General features: G+C 66.0%; 8 protein-coding genes. 6 read left to right on the forward strand and 2 right to left on the reverse strand.

The window, feature by feature from the left end; translation table 11 throughout:
* Positions 1–271: 271 nt before the first annotated feature.
* The 5 genes from NKJ84_RS32280 (at position 272) to NKJ84_RS32300 (ending at position 7,254) form a co-directional block, all read left to right on the forward strand.
* Complete coding sequence (locus NKJ84_RS32280; protein ID WP_352509896.1) at positions 272–1,690, forward strand: tyrosine-type recombinase/integrase; 1,419 nt, start codon at positions 272–274, stop codon at positions 1,688–1,690.
* Positions 1,687–3,528, forward strand: a complete 1,842-nt coding sequence (locus tag NKJ84_RS32285) for a site-specific integrase (protein WP_352493618.1) — start codon at positions 1,687–1,689, stop codon at positions 3,526–3,528. Before NKJ84_RS32280 ends, NKJ84_RS32285 begins: the two co-directional genes overlap by 4 nt.
* Positions 3,528–5,690: a hypothetical protein gene (locus tag NKJ84_RS32290; protein WP_352493617.1), complete on the forward strand. Its 2,163-nt coding sequence runs from the start codon at positions 3,528–3,530 to the stop codon at positions 5,688–5,690. Before NKJ84_RS32285 ends, NKJ84_RS32290 begins: the two co-directional genes overlap by 1 nt.
* Positions 5,687–6,127: a hypothetical protein gene (locus NKJ84_RS32295; protein ID WP_352493616.1), complete on the forward strand. Its 441-nt coding sequence runs from the start codon at positions 5,687–5,689 to the stop codon at positions 6,125–6,127. The genes NKJ84_RS32290 and NKJ84_RS32295 overlap by 4 nt, the downstream gene beginning before the upstream one ends.
* A 221-nt stretch (positions 6,128–6,348) precedes the next feature.
* Positions 6,349–7,254: an ArdC family protein gene (locus NKJ84_RS32300; RefSeq protein ID WP_352493614.1), complete on the forward strand. Its 906-nt coding sequence runs from the start codon at positions 6,349–6,351 to the stop codon at positions 7,252–7,254.
* Here the strand turns inward: NKJ84_RS32300 and NKJ84_RS32305 are convergent.
* Together NKJ84_RS32305 and NKJ84_RS32310 are read right to left on the reverse strand one after the other, a co-directional pair.
* A complete protein-coding gene (locus tag NKJ84_RS32305) occupies positions 7,251–7,562 on the reverse strand; it encodes a YnfA family protein (RefSeq protein ID WP_352493613.1) in 312 nt (103 codons plus the stop codon). The genes NKJ84_RS32300 and NKJ84_RS32305 overlap by 4 nt on opposite strands.
* Positions 7,563–7,607: 45 nt before the next feature.
* The gene (locus tag NKJ84_RS32310; RefSeq protein WP_352509897.1) at positions 7,608–8,480 is read right to left on the reverse strand and encodes a LysR family transcriptional regulator; all 873 of its coding nucleotides are present in this window, start codon (positions 8,478–8,480) and stop codon (positions 7,608–7,610) included.
* A gap of 42 nt (positions 8,481–8,522) precedes the next feature.
* Here NKJ84_RS32310 and NKJ84_RS32315 point away from each other — a divergent pair, with 42 nt between their 5' ends.
* Positions 8,523–9,575 carry a permease gene (locus NKJ84_RS32315; RefSeq protein ID WP_352493611.1) on the forward strand — a complete coding sequence of 351 codons (1,053 nt, stop codon included), beginning with the start codon at positions 8,523–8,525 and terminating at the stop codon, positions 9,573–9,575.
* Positions 9,576–9,688 lie beyond the last annotated feature (113 nt).

A 9,688-nucleotide genomic window follows, 5' to 3' on the forward strand; every position in this document is an offset into this window, starting at 1 on the left:
GCCTTATCCTGACTCTGTAATCCTGTCTCAGAATCAGGCAATGGAAGCACCTTGCCGACGGTTCCGGTGAAGCTCGTCAGACGTCCGGGTCAAGCGTTCCCGCAGCGAAGCGAGGACAACGCTTTACGCGGCGGCGGCACCACAAGCTTGTTCATGGGGTGCAGGCTTAGTCCTGCACCCCTGCCACGCGGCGAGCGGGAGAGCGCGAGGGGAACCCCTCGCACATAAAGACAATAACTTGCGCCGCAGGCGCTCCGCTTAGGTCACGTGCGTGCAGCTGTACTTTACCGATCTTGGCGCCCTGTCGCGCCCGCTTCCTCTCGATGATTCCGCAACAAACCCCGCGCCCGGCGCGCTCGACGTGGCCGAGCGCGCCGGGCTGATCGACGGCATGCCGTTCATCCTGACGGATGACGGCAGCTACGATCTCAATCTCAACCGGTTCTTCCGGGCCTGTCCTGGCATGGGTGCGCGCTCGCCGAACACCTGGCGCTCCTACGCCCGCGACATCCTGGTCTGGGCGCGCTTTCTTGCCGAGCGGCGCGACGGCAAGACGGTCTGGCAGGCCGACCGCCACGATGTTCTGGCCTTTCATCGGGCACGACGCCTGGCGGCGGCTCCCTACCGCATCTCGGCGGCAAGCTGGAACCGAAGCATCGCCGCGCTCGACAAGCTCTATCGCTGGGCCATAGAGGAAGGGATAATCACCGTTTCGCCCTTCAGCTACGGCGTCACCCTTCGTAGGGCCGCCGGCAGCCGGGCCGTACTCGCCGTGACGGCGAACCGCGCCCGCGAGCGCGCAGCGCGCCGGCACGACACCCGCTTTGTCGATCTCGGCCGTTATCTCCTGTTCCGCGACGTCGGGCTGCGCGGCCGGCTTCCCGACGGCTCTGAAGATCCGGCGTGGCGCGGGCGGAACGGCGAGCGCAATGCGCTCTTTGCCGAACTGCTGGTCACGACCGGTTTGCGGCTGACAGAGGCTGGCAGCCTGCTTCTGGCCGAGCTTCCGCGCCTGACCGAGCCGGGATCGCGCTCAGTTCCATTCGATCTTCCCGGTCCGATCGCCAAGGGCGGACGGCCACGTCGCATCCGCATTCCGCGCCGGGTGCTGGCGCTGATCTCCGACTATGTCGATCTCGAGCGCACCATCTCCGCCGCCCGCTCAAAGCCTTCAGTGCCCAATCCGCTCTGGCTGATGCCGGAGAGCGGGAAGGTCGCTGATGCGTCGGGTAAGCGGGTCCGGCTTGACCGCCTGACGCCGGGCGAACGACGCCGCGTGCTGATCGGGGCGCCCGGCCGAGCGCAGCAGGGCTTGCTCTGGCTCACCGAAGGCGGCCGGCCCGTGCCCTCGGCGACCTGGGAAGCGGTCTTCCGGCGCGCCTGCGTCCGCTGTCGCCGCTTCGGCATCGAGATCGAGGTGACGCCGCACACTCTGCGGCACACCTTCGCCGTCAACATGCTCTCCATGCTGATCCGCGAGCAGATCGGAACCGTGTTCGATCCGCACGACCGGCACGGCGCGGTCTATCGCCGGATGCTCGGCGACCCGTTGCAGAAGCTCCAGCAGCTCCTGGGGCACGCGAGCATTACCAGCACCTATATCTATCTCGACTGCCTCGCCGAGGCGCAGGAGTTGGTCGAAGCGGCCGCGGATCGCTGGGCCGACGATACGGCCGGTGATGCAGCATGACCGCCGTGACGACTGCCTCGGTACGGCGACCGGGTCGTCGCGCCCTCTTTCCCGAGGCGTTGCCCGATCCCGAGGGCGAGGCAGCCGCCGCGATCGCGTCGCTCCGCTTCACAGTCACGCTGGCGGACCGCAGCAGGAGGATCGATCTGACGATGCTCGCTGGCCGCAAGCCACTGGCCCGGACGTTTGCCGGCGCGCTTTGGCGCGCCTGCCAGGTCGGCGGTCCGGCCGGCTCAATCTCGACAGCCTATGCCTATGCCAGCGCGCTCAAGACATTCTGGCGCTATCTCGATTCCGCCAGAGTGCGCATCGTGTGCCTTTCCGACATGAGCGCTGCCTTGATCGACGGCTTCGACGCCTGGATGGAGGAGAGCGGCCTGCATCCCAATCACCGGCTGCATCGGATGAGCAAGGTGCTCAACCTGCTCCGCCTCGCCGAGGCGGCGGAGCCCGACCTTCTGCCACCCGATGCCTCGCGGCGGCTGATGCATACGAGCGACCGGCCGGGTGTGCGCGCCCGGCCGCGCGATGCCTATGGCGACGATGTCGCCACGGCATTGCGGATCGCCGCTCGCGCCGATCTCGCCGCCATCATCCGCCGCTTTGCCGTGGCAGATCGCATCCCGACCGTCGAGGATGCCGATCGGAGCCGCGTTCTGGCGGGGGCGCATGAACAGGTGATGGCGGTGATCGACGGGGAAGGCGTCATCGGGCACCGGCACCCGCTCTTCAAGCGCCTCTACACGCTGCGCCGTGAGAGCGACCTGCCGAACGATAGCCTGATCCACGATCTGCATGGCCGCCAGCATCTGATCGCCGCCGACCTCGTGCCGCTCATAGTCCTCATTTCGCTCGACACGGGTCTCGAGATCGAAGCGATCAAGAGCTTGCGGGCGGACTGCCTGAAGAACCCGTCCGGCGGCTATGTCGAGATCGAGTACTGCAAGCGGCGGGCACGCGGCGCCGAGTGGAAGCGGCTGCGCGTGCGCGACGGCGCCTCCTCGACACCGGGTGGCCTGATCCGCAAGGTTCTGCAGTGGACCGGTCCGGCGAGAGGCTGGCTTGGCGCCGACACGCTCTGGGTCCACTGCGCCTGGGGTCGTCTGACCCCGAGGGTGCTCAGCCTGAAGGAACCCGTCGCTTCATGGATTGCTCGACATGGCATCCTCGACGAACAGGATCAGCCGCTCCGCCTCAACCTGACGCGCCTGCGCAAGACCCACAAGGCGGCGTGGTATCGGCGTACGGGCGGCCAGCTCGACCGCTTCGCCGTCGGCCACAGCGTCGCGGTGGCGGCCAACCACTACGCCGATGTCCCCGCGCTTCGCCATCTGCACGAGGCGACCGTTGCCGACGCCATGAGCGATGCGCTCGACGCCGCCCTGCGGCCGTGCATCCTGTCGTCGGAGCAGGAGGAGGCCGTTCTGGCCGATCCCGAGCAGGCAACCAGTCTTCCCGTCGCCGGTACCGCCGCCATCGACGCGCTGCTCGGCGGCGAGCAGGATGTCTGGCTCGCCAGTTGCGCCGGCTTCTACAAGAGCCCGTTCGGGCTGGAAGGGGAAGCCTGTCCGTCGCCCTTCTGGGGCTGTCTCGAATGCAGCAATGCGGTGATCACCGCCCGCAAGCTGCCTGCGCTTCTGGCCTTCCTCGACTTCATTCGCGCGCAACGGCAGGCGCTCAGCGAAGGCGACTGGATCGCCAAGTTCGGCCGCGTTCACGGACGCATTGCCGATCAGATTCTGTCCCGGTTTGCCGACGCGGAGATTGAGGAGGCTCGCCGGATTGCGGCGTCGGACCCGGCGCTCATCTACCTGCCGCCCGAAGCGGCAGCGCCATAATGCCCGGTTCCATCAAGCTCTCGCCGCGGCCGTCATTGCCGTCGGCCATCTACCGCGACGGCGAGCCCGTGCTTGCCGGTGTCGCGGTCAGGGACGATGTCGACCGCGCTGAGCTTCCCCGCTTCGGCGACGATCTCTGGGATTTGGGCGCCGCCATCTTCCGGGTCAACGCCCGCCACAGCAATTACCGGCTCGATTTCGCCCGCATCGCCGATCTCGCCACGCGACGGCTGGCAAAGGAATATGTGGTCGCCCGGCTGCGCATCCATGTGCCGGGATATCGAGCGCCCTGCGGCGCGACCTCGGCGATCCGCCTGCTGCGCTACGTCCAGCATTTCGCTGCGTTCCTCCGCGCGCAGACTGGCGCCGTCGATCTCGGCCGCGTCGATCAGGCGCTGCTCGACGCCTACCTGGTGCATGCCCGTGACGGCGGACAGCGAACGCCGCACGAGACGGTGAAGTATGTCGAGGTGCCGATCGATCTGCATCACCTGGCGCCGTGGCTGACCGGTGGTGGCATCGGCGTGCTCCCCTGGCGTGGGCGAGCCGCCCACCGCGTCGCCGGACGGCCGCCGGCACCCGCCGAGAACGCCACGCCGCGCATTCCCGAGCCGGTCATCGGCGCCATGCTGCGCTGGGCACTCAGGTATGTCGAGGTCTACGCGCCAGATATCCTTGCCGCCCGTGCAGAGCTTGACTCTCTCGAAGCCCGCTGCGCCCGATTGATGACGCGGGACGCGCGGACCGGCCGGGCCGTCGCCAGCACCTATCGCGCCCGTGTGGCGAAGTGGCTCGACGTGCGCCGGGCCACGGGCCGAGGCGTGCCGATCTGGGAGCGCGCGCCTAACGTCGCCCGCCGCATCGATCCGCTCACCGGCGACGAGACGCCGCCCTACAATCTTCATCTGATGCGCCTTCACGTCGGCGCGCGCGAGAGCGGCCGCGTCAGCCAGTCCGAGCCGACCGCGCGGCTGATCGACGAGGCAGCGACAGAACTTGGCACCGAGATCGGCGGGCTCGACACACCGATCTCGACCGATCCGGACACCGGCTTGCCCTGGCGCGATCGCTTCGACGGCCTCAGCCTGGCCCGCGAGGAGCGGATGCTGCAGGGCGCCTGCTATATCGTCTGCGCCTATCTGACCGGCATGCGCGACAGCGAGGTGCAGGCGATGCAGCCGGGCTGCGTGTCGCCGGTGCGCAGCGCCGACGGCCTGGTCGAGCGCTACCGGCTGCGCAGCACCGTCTACAAACGCCATGGGGCGCGCGGCGCGACGGCCGACTGGATCACGATCGAGCCGGTCGCCCGCGCCGTTGCGGTGATGGAAGCTCTCTCGGCGCGCAATCGCCGCGACAAGGGATTGTCATCCTTGTGGGTGGCGCTGAAGGACTGGCCCTGGAGCAACGATCACCTCGGCATGGGCGCGACGCCAACGCTCAACCTGTTCCGCGACGGGCTCGATGCGCGCGCCAGCGACGGACCGGTCATCCCACGCATCGACGACGAACCCTGGAAGTTCACGACGCGACAGCTGCGCCGCACGATCGCCTGGTACATCGCCAACCGGCCGTTCGGCACCGTCGCCGGCAAGATCCAGTACAAGCATGCGTCCATAGCCATGTTCGAGGGCTACGCTGGATCGGCCCGGGCCGACTTCCGAAGCGTGGTCGAGCGCGAGCGTGCGCTCGGCCAGCTCGACGATATCGTCGCCCATTACGAGGCGTTTCTTCGCAATGACGGGCCGGCGGGACCGGGTGCGACGCGACTGCGCCGCGAGTTCGCCCGCGTGCAGGACGAACTCGGCGATTTTCCTGGCCGGATCGTGGACCGCAAGCGGCTGCGCACCATGCTTGCCCATCTCGGGCGGACTTTGCACGTCGGCTTCCTCAATGATTGCCTCTTCGACGCGGCGACCGCGCTCTGCCTTAAAGATGCGCCGGATGACGAGCGGACGGCGCCGGCCCTGTCGCGCTGCAGCCCCGACCGTTGTCCCAATGCCTGCCTGACCGCCCGGCACCGCGAACCATGGCAGGCTTCGATCGCCGAGGGCGAAGCGCTGCTGGCCGACCGGCGCCTGTCGCCGCTGCAGCGCACGGCGATCCTGAAGGACAATGAGCGCAAGCGCCGTCTGATCGCTCCTCTCGTGGACGGTGATGCATGACCGCGCTTGGGCCGAAGAGCGAAGCCGCGCTGAGGTCGGCCATGCAGCGGCTGCTCGACGGTCGCGCCGAGCGCACCGACGGGGCGCTGACCGTCGCCAACCTGGCGCGCGAGGCCGGCGTCAGCCGGGCGACGGCGAACCGGGCCGGCGCTCTTCTCGCCGAGTTCCGTGCCGCCGAAGAGCGCCGCCGGGGATCCTCCCCCAGAGTCCTCAAGGAGCGCATCCGCGCCCTCGAAGCCGAGCTCCGCGCCGTGCGCGGCGCCGAGATGGCCGAGTTGCGGGCGTTCGCCCGCACGCTTGCACAGCACATCCAGGTGCTGACGCTGCAGGTCGCCGAGCGCGATGCGGTGATCGACGGCCTGCGGGAGGAACTGGCTCGATCGCCTGCGACCAGGGTCGTGCCGCTACGGCGCCCGTCTCACGACGGCGTTGGCTGAGAGCCGCGCAGCTTCGTAACCGATCCGGTCCGGCCGGGCCCGCCGATCATGGGTGCCTCCTGCGCTCGCCCGTCGAGGCAGGGGCTCGGGTTGTGGCAGACGCTGCCGGCCCGTCAACCCTGTTCCGCACCAGCACCGAGAACAGGGTGTGACGGGCCGGCTATCCGCGTCTGCCCCTGCCGCCGCGCCCTCGACGGAGAGGGCGAGCACAGGAGGCACCCATGACCACGGATCGCAACGTCCAGACCGAGACACGGAACGATATCTACGAGCGCGTCACCAGCCAGATCATCGCCGCCATCGAAGCCGGCGCCGCCGACTACCGGATGCCCTGGCATCACAATGGCTCGGCCATCTCCACGCCCGTCAACGTCAGCTCGCGCAAGACCTATCGCGGCGTCAACGTCATCGCACTCTGGGCCGCGGCGCATGCGACGGGCTATCCCGCCGGCATCTGGGGCACCTACCGCCAATGGCAGGCGCTCGGCGCCCAGGTCCGCAAGGGCGAACGCGGCCACCTCGTCGTATTCTGGAAGATCGCCGACCGCGACAGCGACACGGAGCGTCAGGACGGCGGCGAGGATCGCGACGGGCCGGCCCGACGCATGTTCGCACGCGGCTATACGGTCTTCAATTGCGCGCAGGTCGACGGCTACACGCCGCCCGAGATGCCGGTACTGCCCGAGATCGAGCGCATCGGGCACGCCGAACGGTTCTGCGCGGCGCTCGGCATCGACATCCGGCACGGCGGCTCGCAGGCCTGTTACAGCCCTGTCACGGATCACGTGCAGATGCCGGAGTTCGCCTGCTTCCGCGACGCACTCGCATACTACGCAGTGCTCCTCCATGAATGCGGGCACGCTTCGGGCGCCAGCCATCGCCTCGATCGCGATCTCTCCGGACGCTTCGGCTCGGCCGCCTACGCCATGGAGGAGTGCACGGTCGAGTTGCTCAGCGCCATGATCTGCGCCGACTTGAACCTCAGCGTCGAGCCGCGTCCCGACCACGCCAGCTACGTCGCCTCGTGGCTTGAGGTGCTCCGGTCCGACAAGCGCGCCATCTTCACCGCCGCCGCCAAGGCGCAAGAGATCGCCGACTGGATGCACGCCCAGCAGCCGTCACATTAGGCGGAACGCGGGCCGAAGATGATGATGGCGGCGCCGACGAGGCTGATCGCGGCGCCCAAAGTGTCCCAACGGTCCGGCCTCACCCCCTCGATCGTCCCGCAGACTTGCCAGCGAGGCGGCGATACAGACGCTGCCATAAGCCGCGTAGGCCCGCCCGGACGCGCTGCTGTCCACCAGCGCGCGCAGCCAGGCGACGCGACGAGCGAGACCAGCCCATGCGCCAGCCACCAGCTCGGCTTGGCCTCACTAAGCCACAGCCAGAAGCTGAAGCAGCCGGCGATCTCCGCGACGGCGGCGGCGACGAACATCCTGACAGCTTGGTCGATCGCCGGACGTATTGCCGCAAAACGGCGTCACTTCCCCTCGAATGTCCTTGAGATGATCATTGTCAATTTGCCAGCTAGCCGTTTAGGTGCGTTCGAGGAGTTGGTGAGCATCAGATGTGTTTCTCCTAGCTGCGGCAGTTTCTCATCGGCAAGCGTTCGCATTTGGTCCGTCAATGCGCTTTGCGGCAAGACGCCAATCGCGATGCCAGCTGCGATCGCAGCTCGAATCCCTGAAACGCTCTCACTGGTACAAACGATCTGATGCTCCAATCCGGATTTTCGAAGAAGATCGAGGCAGCGTTCCCTCCACCAGCAGGTTTTGTCGAATAGAGCCACCGGCAGGGGCCGTCGTGTTTCGATATTGTGGAATACCGAGCCGGCCCACACGGCGCGTTCACTATGAACAACAACGTCGTCCTTTGAGACACGCTCAGGTGAGTGGAGAGCGATGTCCAACTCGCCGGCGGCCAACGCATGTGGAAACTCCATGCTCGAACTGCAGCGCACAAAAATACGGCTTGTGGGCTCCTCTTCGGTGAAGGCTGCCAGGATAGACGGCAGGATCGTATCACCATATTCCTCGGGGATCCCGAGGCGGATTTCTTCCTCCGCTTGCGTTCCGCGCAGATCGGCGACTGTCTGATCCAGCATTTCGACAACACGGCGAGCGACGGGCAGCAACTGCTCGCCGGCAGCAGTCATGGTAACCCCACGGCCATGCCTTTCGAACATGCGTTGTCCGACAGTACCCTCAAGTTTCTGCACTTGCAGGCTAACGGCCGACTGTGTGCGGAGCAGGTGCGCAGCGCCGCCGCTGACACTCCCTGCTTTAGCCACCGCGAGAAACGTTCGCAGCAAATCGCTGTCCAGTTGTGTCGATTTCCCATCGTTCAAGCTCATAGCTGATATCTACGCTATTCGTTTTCCGTATGGAAGTCGGCAATGTATGATGTCAGCAAAGAGGATGTCGCCATGATTGTCACGCTCCCGAGGCCCCAAAGAATGCAGGTCATCTGGGCGACGGCTGCTGTTCTGACAGTCGTTGTCGCCCTTACGTGGCCGCAAAGGGCGCAGGAGACGCTTCGTTTCGTCGTGCAGAGCTTCCTGGATGTCGCGCTGATGATTGCAATTGGGCTAGTCATCTCCGCATGGGTCGCAGCCAGCGGAGCGGCGACCATTACGGCGCGGTGGTTTAAGGGCCGCCCTATCTCAACTGTCGTCATCGCGTCGGCAATCGGCACTGTGACACCTGTGTGCGGCGTAACGGTGCTGCCGCTTACGACCGGGTTCCTTGCCTCCGGCGTTCCGCTTGCGCCCATCATGGCATTTTGGCTTTCCTCGCCTGTTACCGGGCCCACCATGTTCGCTGCGACGTGGGCGCTGCTCGGCCCTGGATTCGCCATCGGAAAGATGCTTGCGGCTTTTGCGCTTGGAATCTTTTCCGGCGCGGGAACGGCTCTCCTCGCGCGCACGCAGATGGTTCAAAACCCGTTACGGCCACAGCGAATTATAGGTAATGGCCAGTGCGGCACGTGCACGCCAACGGATTTCTCTTTCCGAATCTGGCGAGAGCCAGCTCGCATGCGTGCATTTGGGGCGAACCTTATTTCCACAACAAGGATCGTCGTGATCTGTTTGATATTTGCTTTTTCGGCTGAGTTTCTGCTGCGTGACCTTCTACCGTCTCATCTCCTCACCACCTATGTCGGTAAGGATTCTCCATACGCTATCCCACTCGCGGTGCTGGTCGGTGCACCGATGTATCTCGATGGTCTTGCGGCACTGCCCTTGGTTCGAGGATTACTTGATCTCGGCATGTCACCCGGTGCGGCAATGGCACTCCTCGTTTCAGGCGGCGCCGTCAGTATTTGGGGCGTCTTGGCTGTGGCTTTGGTCCTTAGGCCGTCAACCATCGCCCTTTTCGTGGCGCTCGCAGTTTCGGGATCATTGGTGATCGGCTACGTCTTCCAGGCGCTCTGGACGTTTTTTTCGTGAGCATCGATTTCATCATGGAATCTGTCTCATGCCGATCCGCTGATCGAAAATCCGGGGAATTCTCCGGTCCAGCGCCAAGAAGGCCCACTGAGACAGGTTGACTGTTCAGATAA

Source organism: Mesorhizobium sp. M0048 (assembly GCF_040323405.1).
In the GTDB taxonomy this organism is placed as follows: Bacteria; Pseudomonadota; Alphaproteobacteria; order Rhizobiales; family Rhizobiaceae; genus Mesorhizobium.